21 protein-coding genes and 1 pseudogene are annotated in these 18980 nt (G+C 37.1%); 10 read left to right on the top strand and 12 right to left on the bottom strand.

Features of this window, described 5'->3' with window-relative positions:
- A partial coding sequence (locus tag FFR48_RS15055) for a hypothetical protein (RefSeq protein WP_137667921.1) occupies nucleotides 1-785 on the top strand: 785 nt, incomplete at its 5' end.
- Nucleotides 786-833: 48 nt separating this feature from the next.
- Here FFR48_RS15055 and FFR48_RS15050 read toward each other — a convergent pair.
- The 7 genes from FFR48_RS15050 to rpsB form a co-directional block, all read right to left on the bottom strand.
- Nucleotides 834-3623 carry a ParA family protein gene (locus FFR48_RS15050; RefSeq protein WP_137667920.1) on the bottom strand — a complete coding sequence of 930 codons (2790 nt, stop codon included), beginning with the start codon at nucleotides 3621-3623 and terminating at the stop codon, nucleotides 834-836.
- The gene (locus FFR48_RS29490) at nucleotides 3620-3931 is read right to left on the bottom strand and encodes a hypothetical protein (protein ID WP_236104077.1); all 312 of its coding nucleotides are present in this window, start codon (nucleotides 3929-3931) and stop codon (nucleotides 3620-3622) included. Before FFR48_RS29490 ends, FFR48_RS15050 begins: the two co-directional genes overlap by 4 nt.
- Nucleotides 3932-3943: 12 nt before the next feature.
- Complete coding sequence (locus tag FFR48_RS29485) at nucleotides 3944-4108, bottom strand: hypothetical protein (RefSeq protein ID WP_236104076.1); 165 nt, start codon at nucleotides 4106-4108, stop codon at nucleotides 3944-3946.
- 45 nt (nucleotides 4109-4153) lie between these two features.
- Nucleotides 4154-6670 carry an ATP-dependent DNA helicase RecG gene (gene recG, locus FFR48_RS15040; RefSeq protein WP_137667919.1) on the bottom strand — a complete coding sequence of 839 codons (2517 nt, stop codon included), beginning with the start codon at nucleotides 6668-6670 and terminating at the stop codon, nucleotides 4154-4156.
- Nucleotides 6671-6803: 133 nt separating this feature from the next.
- On the bottom strand, nucleotides 6804-7691 hold the full coding sequence (locus tag FFR48_RS15035) for a hypothetical protein (protein ID WP_137667918.1): 888 nt from the start codon (nucleotides 7689-7691) through the stop codon (nucleotides 6804-6806).
- Nucleotides 7692-8041: 350 nt separating this feature from the next.
- Nucleotides 8042-8983, bottom strand: a complete 942-nt coding sequence (gene tsf / locus FFR48_RS15030; protein ID WP_096568254.1) for a translation elongation factor Ts — start codon at nucleotides 8981-8983, stop codon at nucleotides 8042-8044.
- Between the two features lie 383 nt (nucleotides 8984-9366).
- Nucleotides 9367-10158, bottom strand: a complete 792-nt coding sequence (rpsB, locus tag FFR48_RS15020; protein ID WP_096568251.1) for a 30S ribosomal protein S2 — start codon at nucleotides 10156-10158, stop codon at nucleotides 9367-9369.
- Between the two features lie 433 nt (nucleotides 10159-10591).
- Here rpsB and FFR48_RS15015 point away from each other — a divergent pair, with 433 nt between their 5' ends.
- From FFR48_RS15015 to FFR48_RS14995, 5 genes are all read left to right on the top strand, one after another.
- A complete protein-coding gene (locus FFR48_RS15015; protein WP_137667917.1) occupies nucleotides 10592-11035 on the top strand; it encodes a hypothetical protein in 444 nt (147 codons plus the stop codon).
- Entirely contained in the window at nucleotides 11032-11637 is a 606-nt protein-coding gene (locus FFR48_RS15010) for a PIN domain-containing protein (protein WP_137667916.1), read from the top strand. The genes FFR48_RS15015 and FFR48_RS15010 overlap by 4 nt, the downstream gene beginning before the upstream one ends.
- A gap of 162 nt (nucleotides 11638-11799) precedes the next feature.
- A complete protein-coding gene (locus FFR48_RS29480) occupies nucleotides 11800-11955 on the top strand; it encodes a hypothetical protein (RefSeq protein ID WP_236104075.1) in 156 nt (51 codons plus the stop codon).
- Nucleotides 11956-12125: 170 nt separating this feature from the next.
- On the top strand, nucleotides 12126-12383 hold the full coding sequence (locus tag FFR48_RS15000; protein WP_137667915.1) for a hypothetical protein: 258 nt from the start codon (nucleotides 12126-12128) through the stop codon (nucleotides 12381-12383).
- Nucleotides 12376-12627 (top strand): type II toxin-antitoxin system RelE family toxin, encoded by a 252-nt coding sequence (locus FFR48_RS14995; RefSeq protein ID WP_137667914.1) that lies wholly within the window; start codon nucleotides 12376-12378, stop codon nucleotides 12625-12627. Before FFR48_RS15000 ends, FFR48_RS14995 begins: the two co-directional genes overlap by 8 nt.
- A 114-nt stretch (nucleotides 12628-12741) precedes the next feature.
- On the opposite strand, the gene FFR48_RS14990 is transcribed toward FFR48_RS14995, so the two are convergent.
- Nucleotides 12742-12915 carry a hypothetical protein gene (locus FFR48_RS14990; protein ID WP_162501891.1) on the bottom strand — a complete coding sequence of 58 codons (174 nt, stop codon included), beginning with the start codon at nucleotides 12913-12915 and terminating at the stop codon, nucleotides 12742-12744.
- Nucleotides 12916-12969: 54 nt separating this feature from the next.
- Complete coding sequence (locus FFR48_RS14985) at nucleotides 12970-13908, bottom strand: glycosyltransferase family 2 protein (RefSeq protein ID WP_193942388.1); 939 nt, start codon at nucleotides 13906-13908, stop codon at nucleotides 12970-12972.
- A 471-nt stretch (nucleotides 13909-14379) separates the two neighbouring features.
- Between FFR48_RS14985 and FFR48_RS14980 the strand changes: the two are divergent.
- The 4 genes and pseudogenes from FFR48_RS14980 to FFR48_RS14965 all read left to right on the top strand — a co-directional run.
- Nucleotides 14380-14664: pseudogene (locus FFR48_RS14980) on the top strand (redoxin domain-containing protein); the annotation flags it as partial.
- A gap of 81 nt (nucleotides 14665-14745) precedes the next feature.
- Complete coding sequence (pyrH, locus tag FFR48_RS14975) at nucleotides 14746-15474, top strand: UMP kinase (protein WP_096568235.1); 729 nt, start codon at nucleotides 14746-14748, stop codon at nucleotides 15472-15474.
- On the top strand, nucleotides 15461-16009 hold the full coding sequence (gene frr, locus FFR48_RS14970) for a ribosome recycling factor (protein WP_137667912.1): 549 nt from the start codon (nucleotides 15461-15463) through the stop codon (nucleotides 16007-16009). The genes pyrH and frr overlap by 14 nt, the downstream gene beginning before the upstream one ends.
- Nucleotides 16010-16123: 114 nt before the next feature.
- Entirely contained in the window at nucleotides 16124-17245 is a 1122-nt protein-coding gene (locus tag FFR48_RS14965) for a geranylgeranyl reductase family protein (protein WP_096568231.1), read from the top strand.
- Here the strand turns inward: FFR48_RS14965 and FFR48_RS30110 are convergent.
- From FFR48_RS30110 to FFR48_RS14955, 3 genes are all read right to left on the bottom strand, one after another.
- On the bottom strand, nucleotides 17214-17345 hold the full coding sequence (locus FFR48_RS30110; protein WP_268932440.1) for a hypothetical protein: 132 nt from the start codon (nucleotides 17343-17345) through the stop codon (nucleotides 17214-17216). The genes FFR48_RS14965 and FFR48_RS30110 overlap by 32 nt on opposite strands.
- A gap of 3 nt (nucleotides 17346-17348) precedes the next feature.
- Nucleotides 17349-18218, bottom strand: a complete 870-nt coding sequence (locus tag FFR48_RS14960; protein WP_201277623.1) for a CPBP family intramembrane glutamic endopeptidase — start codon at nucleotides 18216-18218, stop codon at nucleotides 17349-17351.
- A gap of 201 nt (nucleotides 18219-18419) precedes the next feature.
- Nucleotides 18420-18857 carry an AbrB family transcriptional regulator gene (locus FFR48_RS14955; protein ID WP_096568227.1) on the bottom strand — a complete coding sequence of 146 codons (438 nt, stop codon included), beginning with the start codon at nucleotides 18855-18857 and terminating at the stop codon, nucleotides 18420-18422.
- Between the last annotated feature and the right edge of the window lie 123 nt (nucleotides 18858-18980).

Here is an 18980-nt window from a genome sequence, read left to right as displayed (position 1 = left end):
TAGATGAAATAGTATTAGATGCCTTTGCTGCTGGGGTGGTAATGCTTTTAGACGACGAAACCCTAACTATTCCCACACCAAAACAGCCGTACATCAAACAACTACAACAAGCCTTAGAACTAGAAGATATAGAAGCAGAAGAAATGATCAAAGAAATCATAGCTGCAATAGAAGAAGCAGAATATCAAGAAGAATATGTAGACATAGAACAGGAAACAATATTATTAGATGAATTTGGGCAAGAAATATATCAATCACCTTTGGGTAATTTTATTGTTCCCATACCAGTTACCCCAGAACAGGGAGGAAAAATTCAAAGTCAAGAAGGAATAGTTGGCTTTTCTGATGATGTTGGAACTTTACTGAGAATTGATTATTATCCTCTTCCAACCGAACATTTAGCAACAATGGAATCTCAGGGACAGGAAACATATCTCCACTCTATTTTAATCGAAAAATATTTACCACAAGCCATTTTTGTTAATGTCCCAGGTGCAGAAATCAAGTATACAGAATATTTACAAGATACCTTAAAAGGTTATTATTATGTATTAGTTGATATGCCCAAAGGTTCAACAATTTCCAAACAAGAAACTAACGGCAATGCCATTAGATTAGATGCTTATCGGGGTTTGTTAGCTTTCATCAATGGTGACTTTTTGTATATAGTTAGCAGTCAGCGGACATTTTTCAATGGTGATAGTCCTGGTCCTATTTTGGATGAAGCGGAGGATATTAAACAGAATATTTTAGAGTTTATCGAGACGATGGAGTTTAGTGAGTAGGTGACAGGTGACAGGCTTCGCCGTGAGCGTCAGCCGAACAGACAAATATTACAAAATGCCTTTCCCTAGTACCCTACGCTTTAATGCTACTATTCGAGGTCTTGCACCTTGACCAGAAAAACCTAAACCTTCTCGAAAAATTTCCGGCATATAAAATCGCGCTATTTCCTCTTTTTCTTTATCTTCATAAATTACCCCCATTTCTTCTAACATTCTTACAGTTTGCTGATCCATGTTGAACTGCTCGACAGCAAAAGGTATTTTTCTTTCAGAAGCAGGAGGAAGTTGTTCATCTACCCATTTTTTAAAAGCTGGATATTCTTCTGTAGCTTCTCTCACCTTTTCTTCACTACATGGTTTTAAAGCTCGGCGAATAGCTTGAGGAGGTAATAGTCGATTTGTATACCACTTTTCAAAGTTTACATCTTTAGCATTATCTAATGTAATCTTAGCTGCATAATGCAAAAAGCGCACAATATCTCTCGCCTGAAGTTTACCCTTAAAATCAGTTAAAGCTGCAAATACCCAAGAAGCTGTATATGCTTCTTTAGATTTTTCAGTACCCAGAGTTTTACCCCATAAATTTTCTAATTCAGTAATCAGATTTTCTTTAGTTATACTATAAATATTGCCTTTTTCTGCCCCAATAACATTAGATTCACTACAAATCCAATAAGCTAACCTCAAGAAAGATTCGTGATTCCAATATAAATCATAGGAACGGTAAAGATTTTCAAATTGTCCTAAGTTTTGAGTAATTGTATATCTGAGAAAATCACGACGCAAGAAAATGATTATACCCAGGTGAGATTGCCTAATTTCTGATAATTTCTTCGGTAAATCATCAATCAACGCTTTTAAAGCTATACGCTGTTTTTCATTAGCAGCAATATCAGAGAAAATATCTTCTAATCCATCAAACAAAAAGATAATTTTTAATTCTTTATTTCTTAAATATTGATTTATATTACTCAAAGTGTGAGGATTATCTATATTTTCACTCATGCCAATTGATTTGGCAATTTCACCAACCCAGAATTGAGTCCATCGTGGTTCATTCCAATCTTCAATATCTAGTGTGTTCTTGATCCTATCTACATATTCGGAATGTTTAAATTCAGGAACATGATTATCTAATGCTATTCTTGTCTCATTTCTAGCTTCACTGATGACAGTATTAGCATTTTCTTTGAGTGTACGTGATTCCAAAAAAGGAAAAATATGTGTTTGAGTAACAGTTTCATTAATTATTTCATGAGAAAGTTTACTAATTTTATTAATAAACTTTTCCCAATATTTAAACCGTGCAAGCTGAATATAATTAAATGTTTTTCCTGCTCCTTTTGCTCCAATTGATATTACATGAGGTAATTCATCTTGAAAATTAGTTGCCAAATTTTGCAAAGGTTCTGTGATTAATAAATCTTCCCCTTCTCCCGATTCAGCATATTCATACTTTTCACATAAATCTCTTAGTTTGGTTACTTCTTGTTTTTGACGTGATTTTATTTCTTCTATATTTTCCGTAATTTCTTGATCCTCAATGACTAATTGCTGATTTGCCCAATTTAGAGCATTTTCTCTTACCGTAGTTCCTCTTAACTTTGATCTTGCATCATCCCAATTATTGATATACAATAGTTCCTCAGCAAAATAGGCTTCTTTAATTTCTAGTCTTTTCTCATTTGATAATTTATCATCTTTATCTTGCCCATAAGCATAAACTAAGTCTGTCACAGCATTGTTAAAATTTGGTAATTCTTTAAATTCTTCTTTTAACATACTAATAATTATAGTTGGATCATAGTATGTTTTATTTTTAACTTCTGCTTCTGGTGGTGCAACTTTACCAATTTGTTTTAAAACCAGACTTGTACCTTGAATAGATTGATCATTAATAGTTGTCACCAAAAAACGCTGTATTCGAGGATCAAAAATTATCGGACTTGAGATTTCACTTAAACCTGCTCTCAAATCAATAAAAATATAATCTACTGCCAAAATTGCACCTAAACTATAAAGAGCATTCCCATATTCCCAAACTCCATCTATACCTCTTACCAAATGTTCAGGTAAAATAGGAGTATCTAATAAGTCTTCGTCTTTAAGAAATGCTGGTAGGAAATATATACTAGATTGTCCTTCATTTTTAGCTGATTTTTTTACCTCTTTGGCAAATAATGACAGAGCTTCTTCTCTATCAATCGGTGAATAATGATAAACCTCTAAAAAATTAATAAATGAAACTTCTGGTTTTTGGCTTTCCGAAGCATTCCAATATGTAAGGCCAGGAGCTTCTAAATCAGCATCTATGACAAGTATTTTGATCGGTTGATTTAACTCTTTAGCTCTATCTAGTAAAGCGAAAAGATGCGCTGCTAAATTTAAAGTTCTCCCCACACCACCTTTAAAAGAATAGAAGGCTATTAAATTACAGTTATTAGGGGACATTGCTGGCAGTTTAACAACCTGCTGAATGGCATTTTCTGTTTCTGATTCACTTTTCAAATATGCAATTTCTTCCCAAAAAGGACGAATTTCAACATCAGTTATATAAGGTTCTTCACCAATGATAAATTCTACAGGTAATGTTGCATCTCCAATATCTATAAAAATCAAGGATTCTTCTTTTTGATACCAGTCTTTAAACCAATTCTTTAAATGATGAATAACTGTATCTTGATCTTCTTCTGTGGAAAGATATATTTCCAAGCTATCCGAGTAACAACGTATTTTTAATATTCCTTCTGGTAGATTAGTACCGTAGTTGGTTTTTTGACGAATAATTCTTCTGACATCGAGCCAAGTAAATAATTTTATTTTTTTTAGTTCATTCATAATTTGTCAATTTCCTTTGCAATCCATTTTGATATTTCTAACAGTTTATTTTCTATATATTCATCGGTTTGTGGTTTTTCTTCTTTTTTAGTAATTATACCAATAATATTTGCGCCATATCTCCATATTTGGTTAATTTGTCCACTATCTAATCTTCTCTTTTCTTGTTTATTCTTTTTATTATTCCTTTTATCGGGTATATCCTCTATCCGTATTTCAGGTAGTTTTAAGTCGCCTTGTGCTTCTACACAATCTAACATATCATTGATATTATGTCCGCATTCAATAATTTCTTGGCATAAATCCAAATCAGTGCGAGGTCAACGCTTTTTTTTCATGAAAATTGCTTTAAGACCACATTCGACGGCATAAAATAATAATAACCGATGGGCATTGGTATGAGGTTGAGGTGTTTTGTAATAAGCAGATATATTTCTCAGCCAAGCTTTCTCCATTTCCTTGTCTGTAAAAGGTATTTTTGCCATTAAGTTATTTTGATTTCCTGTAATTAAAGAATTTCCTCAATTATTCTAAGTCAAAATTGCTCCCCCCATTAACCGCGCATACCTATACTGCAACTCATCCCGCATCAGAGTCCAACGCGCTAAACTCGTATCCATATCAATCACCTTCTCTGCTGCTTGTCGCGCTAACAGCAACACATCCTCATCTTCTACCAAACTAGCTAAAGTAAAATCCGCTACTCCAGATTGTCTAGTCCCCATCACTTCCCCAGGACCACGAAAACGCATATCCATTTCCGAAATAAAAAACCCATCCTGAGACTGTACCAGCACCATCAACCGTTGTTGTGCATCAGGACTTCTGGAACTACTCATCAACAAACAATAGGACTGCGCTGCACCCCGACCTACACGCCCCCGTAATTGATGTAACTGAGATAAACCAAATCTCTCCGCGTGTTCAATTAACATCACCGTCGCGTTAGGAACATCTACACCCACCTCTACCACCGTAGTAGAAACTAAAATCTGCGTTTCATTATCCCGGAATTTATTAATAGCTTCCTCTTTTTCTGCGGAAGTCATTCTTCCATGCAATAACCCCACTTGAAACTCAGGAAAAACGCTTTCTTGTAATTTTTGATGTTCATCTATTGCTGAACGCAAATCTAATTTTTCCGACTCTTCCACCAAAGGCAAAACTACATAAATCTGCCTACCTTGGGCAATTTCTCTTCTTATTAAATCATAAGCTTGGGGTCTTTGTTGACCAGTTAACAAAGATGTTTTAATTGCTTGTCTTCCTGGTGGTAATTCATCAATTTGACTCACATCTAAATCACCATGAACTGTTAAAGCTAATGTTCTAGGAATAGGAGTTGCAGTCATGGTTAAAACGTGGGGTTGTTCACCTTTTTGCTGTAATTTTGCTCGTTGTTCTACCCCAAAACGATGCTGTTCATCAATGACAACTAAACCCAAACGTTGAAAATTTACCTTATCTTGAATTAACGCATGAGTTCCCACTAAAAGAGGTAATTCACCTGTTTCTAACTGAGAATGAATTTCTCTTCTTTTTGCTGTTTTTGTTGAACCTGTTAATAATTCAACGGGTAAATGTAACAGGTTAAACCAACTAACTAACTTTCTATAATGTTGTTCTGCTAATACTTCAGTGGGAGCCATCAAAGCTGCTTGATAACCAGATTGAATTGCTGCTAAAATCGCCACCACAGCTACCACAGTTTTACCCGAACCTACATCACCTTGAACTAAACGATTCATGGGTGTAGGTTTTTGTAAATCATTGAGAATATCGTTAATAACTCTTTGTTGAGCATTAGTAAATTTAAAAGGTAAAATCTTGTTAAATTGTTCTAATAATTTACCTTTTGGTGCTAAAACGGCACTTGTTTGAATTGCCTTGGCTTGTTTCTGACGTTGTAATAAACCCAGTTGTAAATAGAAAAATTCATCAAATACTAAACGCCGACGAGCATATTTTAAAGTATCACTATCTTTAGGAAAATGAATATTAGGAATTGCATCTTTTAATTCCATTAATTCATATTTTTTTCTTAAACCAACTGGTAAGGGATCTTTTAAATTTGCTGCCGCAGGTAAAGCTGCCATTACCGCTTGTCTGACGGTATTTGCAACAACTCCTTCCGTTAAACCATAAATCGGTACAACCCGCCCAATAGTAAAAGATTCTATCGCATCACCAGGATTTGCTAATACTTCTATTTCGGGATTATCTAAGGTTAAACCATATTTACTGGCTTTCACTAAACCACAAGCAGCCACCACACTACCCACAGCATAACGTCGTTTTAAACTTTCTTGCCAACCACGACTACTAAATCTAGCACCGGCATAAAATCTACTAACTTTTATTTGTCCACTTTTATCTTTTAATAATAGTTCTAAAATTGATAACTTTTGATTTTTAGGACTGGTAAAACAATTACAACGCTTAACTTCGGCGATGATAGTTACTGTTTCACCTCCTTGTAATTCTTGAATGTTAACTTGACGAGCATAATCAATATAATCACGAGGATAATAAAACAGTAAATCTCTCACTGTTGATAAATCTAAACGAGATAAATTTTCTGCTCTCTTGATGCCAATTTCTGGTAAATCGCTGAGTTTTTGCTCAATTTTTGGCGCTAGTCTCCGACTGGTTTCAGTCACAATAGGAGTTGTTTTAACTGTTTTTGTTGAATAATTTTTTTCCTGAGTTTTAATTTCCTGTTTTTTGATTTCTTGTTTTTTTATGTCTTGATGTTGCTGTTCACCCGATTCTAATTGTTGTTGTAATTGATAAAGATAGGTTTTAACTTCAGCAACTAACTGCTGTCTAATTTCTACTGCTAAATCTGGATATTCAGCAAATTGAAAGGCGATATGATGCCAGCGCGATCGCTCTTTTGCTGGTAAACTTTGAGGAAACTTCCCAAAGGTTAAACTGAGAAATTCACTGAAGCGATATTGTCTACCCATCAAATCTACAAACCCATTTTCAGCCTCTACCGCCAAGGCTTTATCCAATCTTATCCAATCGGGAGTATCATTAGTCATTAGTCATTAGTTGTTAGTCATTAGTTGTTAGTCATTAGTTGTTAGTTGTTAGTTGTTAGTCATTAGTCATTAGTCATTAGTTGTTAGTTAATTCTACCCAATCACCAGTCACCAGTCACCAGTCACCTATAAGTTAGTCCTCAAACCAACTCGCACGCCAAGCCGCTTCCGCTTCCGCAATTTTCAATTCTCTGTGTTTCTTTTGATATTCTTTTCCTAATTTATTTAGTTGCAGTAAAATATTACGAATTTGTTTGCGTGCTGACAAGAGTGTGTTATCAGCAAATTCAATGTCTCCTAGTCGCAAGTTCAGGGTTATCAGCTGTGTCAAGCTAGAATCTTCTGATTCATCGTCACTACTGATTTCAATTACTAAATTTAATAGATTAGGCGGACCCGGTATTACTTCCCCAGAAGCTTCTGAAACTGCTGCTGCAGCTGCTGCTAAAATCGGTTCTGGTAGTTTTTTCGGTAAAATTCCCACTTTTTGAATTAAAGAATTGGCATCCTGGGAAACTTTTCTCAGGGTATTCTGAATTCCTTCCTCTAAATCTTGATGCCATTGTGCCACTTCTATGGGGTTGGAAGGATCTAAATATTTTTGCTTTTCTATTTTCGATTGAGGATCGTTTTTACTGTCTTCAGTTTCTTCAGTTTCCTCAGTTTCCTCAGTTTCCTCAATTTCCTCAATTTCTTCAGTTTCCTCAAATTCCTCGGTTTCTTCAGCTTCTTCCGTATCTCCACCTTGAAGATAAACAAGCAACTGTTGTGCGCCTTTTTGTCCTAATTTACGAATGCCTTGTTGCAATTGTTGTCGCTGATTCAGTGACAATTTGAGAAATTTATCAGGATATCCTTGAGTACAAACGTGATAAACTGCCAAAATTAACTGTTTTTGTAAAGCTTCACCCAGGATAGTTAAATAATTGACATAATTGCTGTGGAGTTCTGTGGCGATCGCTCTAATCGCTTGTTTTATGGCTGTGATATCCCCTTCTATTCGCTCAATTGCTCTGGCCATATCTTCCTTTTTTTCTCCACCTGAATTGTATTTTGCAGTGAAAATAATTATCCAGATTATCTAGAGTTTTGAATTACTCCAATTGTAATAATAATTGTCAATAAAATACAGGTCAGCAAAATTTGCCAGACCTGTGATTTTACAAATATCAGTTATCAGTTATCAGTGTCATCAACATTCATTTTACCATAAACTGTCTGACCTGTCTACTGTGTACTGATTTAATCATTAGTCAAAAATCTTTAGTCCAGCAGCTTCAGTTAATAACATACTATTAATAACTAACTACTGACTACTGACTCATAACTAAATTACTTAGCGCCATTACTTAGCGCCATTACTTAGTGCCATTACTTAGCGCCCATTTGAGCAGCTACTTCTTCAGCAAAGTTACTTTCTTGTTTTTCAATGCCTTCACCCAGTACATATCGCACAAAGCCATGCACTGTAATGTCTTCACCGACTTTAGACTGAACTTGCTTCACTAAGTCTGCTACAGAAATGCTTTGATCGCGGATATAAGGTTGATCCAACAAAGTTAATTCTTTTAGGCGTTTTTCAATCCGTCCTTGAACAATTTTTTCTCTGATGTTCTCTGGTTTATTCGCCAAGTCTTCCTTACCCATTTCAATGTCCTTTTCTTTTTGGACAGTTTCGGCAGGAATTTGGTCTACACTAACATACTCAACATTGGGGCAAGCGGCAACTTGCATTGCTGCATTTTTAGCAAATTTTTTAAACTCTTCGTTACCAGCAGCATCGTCTGTTTTAGCGATTACTTGCAGTAACACACCTACTCTACCACCAGTGTGAATGTAGCTGTCTACTACTCCTGGTGTGTCACCAAGAGAGAAGTTTACAAAGCGTCGCACCTGGATATTTTCACCCAAGGTAGCAATACTTTCTTTGATAAATTCATCTACAGTTACTTCTGCCTTTTCAATGTAAGGTTGAGCCAGCAAAGACTCAACACTATCCGCAGTCGCAGCTTGTTGTGCTAGATTCTTAACTAAAGTTTTAAAAGCGTCGTTACGGGCAACAAAATCAGTTTGACAGTTGACTTCTATCAGTACACCCACCTTACCATCAGGTTGAATGTAGGTGTCTACTAAACCTTCTGCTGCCACGCGATCGCTCTTTTTACCCGCTGAAGCGATGCCTTTTTTACGTAGCCAGTCTATAGCTGCGTCGATATTGCCATCATTTTCCTTCAGCGCCTTTTTGCAGTCCATCATGCCGGCACCAGTTTTTTGGCGTAGCTCTTGGACGAGTTTTGCAGATATTTCCGCCATGTTGCCTCAATTCCTATCCTAACTTGACCTAGAGTTATAATCGCTCACGGGTGTTGAGTATTTCTATCTTACTCAGGGCTGTTGACATTCCCCACGGCTAGAAGCCGGGGGATTCTTGCTTCAAAGGAATTCCAAGAAATTTACCCTCAGCAAGCATCACCGTCTGCCCGACGGCTGCAAGTCCTCTGATGAGAACTACGTAAAGAAAAGCGATGAATTTTAAATTTAGCCTCTGCCAATTTTAGATTTTCGATTGGCTGCACCACAAACAGATGCAGCTTAGACATTGGAAATGAACAATTTGAGATTTGTTGCACCCAAAACAACGGACTTTTCCCAAAAAATCCAAAATCCAAAATCCAAAATCCAAAATTGTTTAGTCCTTATTCTTCGTCGTCATCGCTCATCATTGAGTCAGTGTACTCACTTTCATCGTAGTCGTACTCTTCCTCAGCGCCTTCGTAATCTTCGTAATCTTCTTCTACTTCCAGCTGACCATGACGGCCTTCATAAATAGCATCTGCTAATTTACCAACAATCAGTTTAATCGATCTGATGGCATCATCATTGGCTGGGATGGGAATATCTACCACATCTGGGTCACAGTTTGTATCTAACATAGACACAATGGGAATACCCAGTTTTTGGCATTCTTGAACAGCGTTATATTCCCGACGTTGGTCAACAATTACCACAATGTCAGGCACTTTCCGCATATTTTTAATGCCGCCCAAGTATTTTTGTAGCTTCGCCATTTCCCGACGCAGCATTGACGCTTCTTTCTTAGGCAATAAGTCTAATGCGCCGTTTTCTTCCCGACGTTCTAAATCTTTTAGACGTTCTGCTCTAGTTTTAATGGTAGCCCAGTTGGTGAGCATTCCACCCAACCAACGCTGGTTAATGTAGTGAGAACCACAACGGTTAGCTTCTTGAGCAATAATTCCCGCTGCTTGGCGCTTTGTACCCACAAACAAGAATTTTTTACCTTGTTCTGCTTGTGTCCGCATATAGTTGTAAGCATCATCCATCAACTGCGCGGTTTGCACCAAGTCGATGATGTGTACACCATTGCGAGCAGTGTAGATGTAAGGAGACATCTTAGGGTTCCAACGTCGGGTTTGATGCCCAAAGTGAACACCTGACTCCATCATCTGAGCCAAAGAAACGACTGGCATATTTTATAGCTCCTATTCGGGTTAAACCTCCATCCAGGCGTATTTCCACAGCGGAAACACCCGAATCCCCGGATGTGCGGAATTTAGACAACTACACTAGGGTAGCACAATTGTGGCAATTTTGCAGAAATGTTTTGAAAGAAGGAGTTCTAGGAGTCAGGAGTTCTAGGAGTTCAGGAGTTCAGGGAGTCAGGAGTTCAGGGAGTCAGAATTTTTAAGAAATTGGTTAATTATCAAATAGCTGTTTTTGGCACAAGTCTAAAAAAGCTGACTAATAACAACAAAAATCAGCAAATAAAAGAAATTATGTGAATAAAATTCAAACAATAAAATTCAAACATCTTCATATTAAGATAAATATTTTTGTTTCTAAATATGGTGAATTTGATTTATAATAAAAATGTCAATTATCTTAAATTAAAGGTAAAAATACATGAGCATAATTAAACCACCCACAGCAATTGATTTTGATCCTGCCATTGTCGCCAAAGATAAAGATGATCAACCTATCTTAATGATAGATGTGAGATTTTCCGCCATGTATGCTTCTCCCGAACTGAATATATTAAAAATGGAAAAATACCAAAATATTCCTTTTTTGATGTTTGCCAACTCCGATGTGATCAGAATCTTTAAAAGTCCTAATTTTGCAGAAGTAGCTAGATTAGATACCAAAAAAGTTTTAGGATTTTATAGTCCAAAAAGTATTGAAGGAATCATCTATCAATTTACTTTAATCACTTTACTTCAATCCTGGTTAAGAGATTTAGATTATCATTGGAAAAGTGAAAATCCTCCTTACATTGAAGAAATGAAAGAAATTGGTTTATTTGCTCTTTTGGATGATATAACTACAGAGGAGCTACAATTATTATGATAATTATTTATTTGGAAACTAATTCCATTATGGCAATTGCCAAAGGAAGAAATAAAGAATTAGAAGATTTTGTTTATCAGTCTTCAGATAAACTCAAGTTTGTGATACCGAGTATTTGCTTGATGGAAACCCTAGTAGCAATAGAAAGAGAAGACAAACGTAGTCAATCTTTTTCTCAAACTCTTCAAATAGAGATGAATGAAGCAAAAAGAAATAAAGAATTATCTAACTCTACCTCTTTTGTCAACTACTTAGAAAGTTCCTTAATTGATTATGATGACATATTAACTGATTTTAGAAACCGATTTTTGAAGATTCTCGAATATCTGAAAAATCATGGTGAGTTGATTGAACCCAGAATTGAAATGTTGGAAAGTACCTTAAATGCTCCTTTAATACCTGGAAAAAATCAAAAGCGAGATGATTTTATTTTACAGGTGATTTTAGTTCATGCTCAGAATAATTTATCAATGTCCAAAGTATTTTTTAGTGAAAATACTAAGGATTTTGATAATACTAATATTCAACAGGTATTAGCTAATGTGGGAATTAATTATTTTAGTAAAGTATCTAATTTACAAAGATGGTTAAATGAACAATAATAAATGTTGTAATTTAGAATGTAGGGTTTTAGCATTGCTCAACCTAGACACCACGAAAATTGATAAGAAATTAGTTTTAATCAATAATTTAATGTGATAAAATATAAGATGATTTACCGGCTTATAAAAATCACAGGTTATGACTACAACTAGGTAAACAATATGAAAGCCTTAGAAGTTACAGGTAAAATTCAACAAGGAAAATTAACTTTAGATTATTCTTTAGGGATTGATGATTTTCAGGAAGTCAAGGTAATTATTCTTTTACCAGAAGCAAGTGATTATGATATTGATGATAATGCCATTGCGGAAATATAAGAGAGTTTAACAAGAGCTTTTCAACAAGTTAAAACAGGGGAAAATAGACCTATTTGTGAGTTATGGGAGAGAATTGATAGTGAATATTGATAGGCAATTAGTTTTAATAAATAATTTAATGTTATATAATATAATAGCATATCATTTACTAAAAATAGGATTTGTAATTAATGACTAATTCTAGTACCATTCGCCAAGAAATATTAAAACAAATCAGTTTCATTCCTGATGAACAATTAAGTTATGTATTAGAGTTTCTTCAGAAAATGAATATTGCTGATCAACAAACTCATGACAATGATGAAGATGTAGATGATGAATTGTTAGATATGAGTGCATCTGCATTACAAGATTATCTTACAGGAAAAGATAAAGGAATTTCATCTCAGGAGTTAAAGCGTCAATTACTAGGAGAAGATTTTGCTTGATTATATTATCTTAAAACCTGCCCAAAAATATCTTGAACGATTAAGAGTTGAAGATCAAGTAAGAATTATTCGTGCGTTGGATGGTTTAATCACAGGAACAGAAAATCTTGATATTAAACCATTGAAGGGTAGAGAAGAAAGTCGTTTAAGAGTTGGTAAATATAGGATTTTGTTTATTGAGGATACGGTTAATCAATTATATGTGATCACGGCTATTGGTGCGCGGGGGGATGTTTATAAATAAAGGGTTTTTATGGTTGATAAAAATTATTAGCTATGGAAAGAGGAGGAAGTTGTAATTTATATTTAAGTGTATTTAGTTGGGTTTCGTTACCTCAACCCAACCTACTTACTAAATTCATGGAAATGGAATACCTTGAATAAGGTGAACTCCAAATTGAATCAAACTTTCAAGAGCAGTTGTCCCCAGTCCTATACCAATACCCTTCGCCAATTCAAGACACAAATCACGGACAAATTTTCTTAAAGATGCCTCTTCTTTATATCTAGTTTTTAGTGTAGCAGTGTCCATAGCTCTTCTTCTCTTCTTTGCGCCTTTGCTCCTTAGCGACTTTGCGCGAAATAATCACTTATTCATCATCTCAGCATAAGCCTGATAAACCCCCTTCACATTATACCAATTCAAAAAAATCCGCGCAATTTCCAAAGCTAACTGCGGCTTACCCAAATTAATCAACCATTGCAATAAAGGGGCGCTAGTTCTTTCATTAAACAAACCATTTAAAGAAAGCATACCCCATAACAAACGATGAAACAGAGTCATTTGAATCATCATTTTCACTTCCCAAGTGGGATGTTTTTGATAAAACAAAACTCCCATCCTACCCCGTTGAATTTCCTTATCAATTAAATTATCAATTTGTTGTAAACTAAAGGGTGGATGCCAATGATAACCCACAGCTTGAGGACATTTAATTAATTGCAAACCTAAATTTTTTAACCTCACACCTAACTCTAAATCTTCCCATCCATAAAGTTGAAAACCAGTATCAAATAAACCAGCTTTTTCTAACCAATGTTTAGGAATAGCGACATTACCCGTAGCAAAAAAAGCCGCAGAAAAATCTGTGATTTTATAAGGTTCAGAAGTGGGATTTTCAAAATTACAAGTATTAATTACCGCACCGTAAGTAAAAAAAGCGTCGTTTCCTAATTTCTCTCTTCCTTGCAATAAAGCATTACTATGAGCTTGCAAGAAATTAGACAAGACCACCAAATCACTATCAATAAAAATAATCGTATCACCCGCAGCTTTTTCTACCCCTAAATTTCGCGCCGCAGCAGGACCAGCATGATCCTGTTGAAAACACCGCAGATGAGGAAACTCATCTTTATTTTCTGCTAACCAGTCTAAAGTCCCATCTGTAGAACCATCATCTACTAAAATAATCTCATACCCTTCTACAAGGGTTGTATCCTTTAAATTCTGCACTTCTAAAGCGCGGAGGCACTTCTGCAAAATTGACAACCGATTATAAGTTGGTATAACAACACTAAAAAACACTGTTTCACCTACATCACTAAACAACTCAAAATTAAATGTTAAATAGAATTAATGTTAAATAGATTTTTGCCCATATTTTAAATATCTAGCATAGGACAAACCTAGAATTTTGAGCTTGGCATACTACATGAGAATTAGAGAAGTATATGATACTTTACAGGGTTATTACAGAAAATTTACCCAAAAACCAACATTGTGGATGTTCAAAATAGCATAAATCGTAAATTCAGGAAGTTTTACAATTTACGCTAACTCAATTAGTATATAATAGGACTTACGCACTGTACAAATTCACCATGATGTGCATAAACGAAAATCCGTCGTTTCAGGCTTTTGTCGATTAACTTCCGATCAATAGCGAACTGCTTGCAGCAGCGCTTCGCTATCGCTCAAAAATCATTAAAAAATCACGTTAAAATGGACGAAACCCATACCTCATATTTGGTTGATCCTGTCAATGCGTAAGTCCTAGATATGAAAGTTTTTGCCCAGCGCCATGAATTAAATTTTCCCTACCTATGGGACACAACACAAGATGTAACTCGTAGCTTTGGTGCTGTTAGCACACCTACAGCTTTTTAAATTGATAATGAAGGGATTGTGCGCTATAAAGGACAAACTGACGACCACCCTCAAGATCCATCAGCGACTGGGGAAGATTATTTAAGAAATGCGATCGCCTGTTTATTTCAAGGTCAAGAAATCCAGCCAGCACAAACCCCACAACTGGGAACGCCATTAGTATGGCGAAAATAAACTAGAACTAGACACAGATTGCCACTGTACTGTTATCTTAAATTGGAGGCAATTGCAACTTATTTGATAAAACGTAACTTCATGGGAACGAATTACCGACGGGTTTTACTTAAACTGAGCGGTGAAGCCTTGATGGGCAACATGGGCTATGGCATTGATCCAGAAGTAGTCAAGGGAATAGCCGAAGAGTTGGCAGAGGTGGTAGCCACTGGCGTTCAAGTCGCTATCGTAGTTGGCGGTGGCAACATTTTCAGAGGCGTTAAGGCAGCATCAGCGGGAATGGACAGAGCAACCGCTGACTACATAGGAATGATTGCCACGGTAATGAATGCCATGACGCTACAAGACTCGCTAGAAAGGATAGGAATACAGACGCGGGTACAAACGGCGATCGCTATGCAAGAATTAGCAGAACCGTATATTCGTCGTCGTGCCATCCGTCATTTAGAAAAAGGACGGGTGGTAATTTTTGGTGCTGGTTCAGGAAATCCCTTCTTTACCACAGATACCACTGCGGCATTAAGAGCAGCAGAAATAGAAGCAGAAGTGATTTTTAAAGCCACCAAAGTAGACGGAATCTACGATGCTGACCCCACCATTTATCCTGAAGCCAAACGTTACACAACCCTCACTTACGCCCACGTTTTGGCTGAAGATTTGCGAGTCATGGATAGTACCGCAATTGCCTTGTGTAAAGAAAATAATATTCCCATTCTGGTATTTGACCTAACAACGCGAGGAAATATTCACCGTGCAGTAATGGGAGAATCTATTGGCACTCTTGTGGGAGGTTCTTGTGAAATTAGCTGAAGCTGAAAGTACGATGCAAAAAACCGTTGAGGCTACTCAACGAGCTTTTAACACCATTCGCACTGGCCGCGCCAATGCGAGCTTACTAGATAAAGTACAAGTAGAATATTACGGGACACCTACCCCCCTCAAATCACTGGCAAATATCAGTACACCAGATGCCACCACCATTCTCATTCAGCCTTATGACAAGAAGAGTCTGAATATGGTGGAAAAGGCAATCTCCTTGTCAGATGTCGGTTTAACCCCCAGCAATGATGGTTCTGTAATTCGTTTGAACATCCCACCTTTGACATCTGACCGTCGTAAAGAATTTGCTAAACTCGCTGCTAAGTATGCCGAAGAAGGTCGAGTTGGTATTCGCAATATCCGTCGTGATGCTCTTGACTCAATTCGTAAACAGGAAAAAAACGCGGAAATTTCCGAAGACGAATCACGAGATCAGCAAGATAAACTACAAAAACTAACCAACAAATATACAGCGAAAATCGACGACTTGCTGGCAGAGAAGGAAAAAGACATTACAACCGTCTAAATTGGGGACTGGGGACTGGGGACTGGGGACTGGGGACTAGTGATGGGGTTATTAACCTCCCCTGCTCCCTGCTCCCTGCTCCCTGCCTCCTACCTATTCCCTATTCCCTTATTTATGTACGAATGTATCATTGTTGGTGCTGGTCCGGCGGGTGGATCAGCAGCTTATCATTTAGCCAAACAGGGACGCTCAGTATTAGTTTTAGAAAAAGCATCTCTGCCCAGATATAAACCTTGTGGTGGTGGTGTGTCACCAGCGATCGCTCAATGGTTTGATTTTGACTTTAGCCCTGCAATTTCCGTTAAAGTAGACTCCCTGCGCTTTACCTGGAAACTCGAAGATCCTGTAGAAGCCAAAATCGGCATCAAAGAACCAGTCTGGATGGTGCGGCGAGATGTATTCGACCATTTTCTCGTTCAACAAGCTCAAAAACAAGGGGCAGAACTACGAGACAATACAGAAGTTACAGGTATTGAGTTTAAAAGTGATTATTGGCAAGTTAACACGGCTAACGGACAAGTCACAGGTCGCTACTTAATTGCTGCGGATGGTGTTAAAGGTTCAATGCCCAAATGGCTAGGTTTCAAAGACCGGAAACGTCGTTTAGCAGGAGCATTAGAAGCAGAAATTCCGGCAAATGTAGAGAATAAATCCACAATTCACTTTGAGTTTGGTTTAGTCAAAAACGGTTATATCTGGAATTTTCCCAAAGCTGACGGTTACTCTCTCGGAGTCGGAACGTTTATTGGTGGCGAACCCCAGGACTTTAAAAAAATTTTGGATGAATATGCCAAATATTTTAATGTAGATATTAAAACCAGCAAACAATATGGTTATCCCATATCCTTATGGGATGGTAATCAAAAACTGCATACCCAAAATGCTGTTTTAGCCGGTGAAGCTGCTTGTGTTGTTGACCCCTTTACCGCAGAAGGTATTCGCCCCTCAATTTTTAGCGGTGTCCTAGCCGCACAATTCATTAATGAGGCGCTTAGTGGTGATATCAACGCCTTGGAAAACTACACTGAGGCTATTCATGAACAATGGGGTTCAGAAATGGCTTGGGCGCAAAAATTAGCCGGCGCATTTTATCGCTTCCCTGGTATTGGCTACAAAGTCGGTGTTAAACGTCCCTCTGGCGCTCAAACTATGGGTAAAATCCTTTGTGGTGAATTGCGATATGGTGATGTGGCTGGTCGCGCCCTCAAGCGTTTAATTCCTGGTTTTGGGGGTTAGGTAATTGGTAATTGGTAATTGGTAATTGGTGATTGGTGATTGGTAATTGGTGATTGGTGATTGGTGATTGGTGATTGGTGATTAGTTTTTTCCTACCCAATGCCTAAATTTCAACAAAACACCAAAGAATTACTCCTGTTACCAGAACACAGAGAACCCCAGCTAACCCGGCTAGGGGTTTTTTGTTTTTACCTGTAACCCATTCAGAGACTTTCCCTGTATAAGTTATTAATCCTGCTGTATCTATGGTAGCGATCGCCCATACCCAACCCGCATGAAGTCCCCAAGCTATCCCCAAACTACCACCATCAGCTAACGTGGCCACTACCAACACCATTCCCATCAGCCATAAACCAGGTAGTTGCGGTATCGTTTCTTTTTGTTCCCAAACCAAATGCAGCAAGGCAAAAATCAAACTAGAAATAATCGCTGCTAACCAGATCGGGTAGTCTTTCTCCAGGGTTATCAATAAAAAACCCCGAAATAACAACTCTTCTATCCCACCTACAAACAAAGCCACCAAAGAAATTGGTAGCAAAATTCCCGGAATTAATTTAATATTTGATTTTTCTAAATAGCACCAACCTAGCCAAAATTGACAGGTAAACACTATCACCAGTCCCAACACACCTAAACCCAAACCCAGCCACAAAGAACGCAAAATAGAAATATTCCCCACCAAGCCATAATTAGCAAAAGACCCCAGTCCTAACCAATTAATTCCCCAGAGAATGAAAGGTACTAATAGATAGAGAGATACCAATAAAGGAATTTTTTGCTCTGGCTGTAAAGGTTTATTAAGCTGCAAATTAAGTATGAAGGCGGATATCGCTGCTAATGGCAACCAACATACTACCCAAACCATAAAAAAAGCCATGACAAAAAACACTACTGGCGCATTTTTTAGCAACGCCAGTAATGTATTATTGACTGATGGCTCTATTAGTGAAAAGAAAACAGACGAAAAAATCACGATAGATTTCTAGCTCCCAGAGAGTTCTTGCTTATCCTTCAAAACTCTACTAGAATTGGTGACGCATACAAAATGTCAAATCTTATTTTGTTGTATGAACAAACCTTTAAACTACAAATACTATTTATTTGTAGGTGTAGGGAGGTGTAGGGATAAGAAAGCAAAGATTTATTTACAACTTACCCCTACTCTCAGAGAAATTTATTCCTCCTCTTCATTTTCTAAATCAGCTTCATCAGCTTCCACATCGGATGATGTCAATTTTTTATCACTTTCACCAAGTTGAATCAAGTGAATATGCTTGTAACCTAACCGAATTTCAAACTCATCACCAGGTTTTAAACCCATTGCTTTGGTATAGGTAGCACCAATCACGATTTGACGATTTTGATGAACACTAACCCGGTATGTCGGTTCGCGACCACGTCCATCTTTAGGAGATTCTGGACTCAGAGGAATACCTCTAGCTGACAACAAAGCATCATAAAAATCGGTGAGATTTACACGCACCTGATTATTCTTGGTAACGGTGTAATAGCCGCACTGCTTCGCTCTTTCTCGGCGTGGTAAATTAGAAAGCTCTTTTACTTTAGCCAGCAGTGCTTTTCCTGTTAATGGGGCGGTTGCAGTTTCTGTCATTATGTTCAAAATTTCCTTAATCTCTTGAAACAGTTCATCAATGTAGCCTGATTTTTACATTTGGCTTTTTAGCCAATGTCCAGAGCTACTGAAGACTTGAGGGTGAAGTGTGAATTCCTGCTG

Source organism: Sphaerospermopsis reniformis (assembly GCF_005402885.1).
Classification (GTDB): Bacteria; Cyanobacteriota; Cyanobacteriia; order Cyanobacteriales; family Nostocaceae; genus Sphaerospermopsis; species Sphaerospermopsis kisseleviana.
Note: the sequence above shows the minus strand (reverse complement) of the source record. Positions and strands in the feature narration are given on the sequence as shown.